The organism is Agrobacterium sp. ST15.16.024, assembly GCF_027956545.1.
Taxonomy (GTDB): Bacteria; Pseudomonadota; Alphaproteobacteria; order Rhizobiales; family Rhizobiaceae; genus Agrobacterium; species Agrobacterium cucumeris.
On the sequence record NZ_JAQKGO010000062.1, the window covers coordinates 1 to 308 of the forward strand.

The 308-nt window shown below is 52.3% G+C and carries 1 protein-coding gene; it reads right to left on the bottom strand.

All coding sequences use genetic code 11. From position 1 onward, the window contains the following. Positions 1–54: 54 nt before the first annotated feature. On the bottom strand, positions 55–308 hold a 254-nt coding region (locus tag PL640_RS25640), incomplete at its 5' end, for a DUF4400 domain-containing protein (protein WP_271363885.1).

Here is a 308-nt window from a genome sequence, read left to right on the forward strand (position 1 = left end):
GTCGCACAGATGCACCCCATCTTGATTTATAACGGAGTAGCTCATCCTCCCTCCCTATACCCGTTTCTGGAGGTTGCCGAACGTCAGGCCAACCAGGACACAGCACGTCATCATTGTCATCGGGATGACAACCGGATCGAGCGCTATGGGGATGAAGAACGCGATGAACAATCCGGCCATCAGGTACATCGTTCCGCGAACGCTATAACGATGGAGAACCGGACTCGCATAATCGAAGTTGGTCCGCTTAATTCGCCATGTCATCATCCCGTCATATACCGCAGGTACGAACAGGATCAGCATATAGG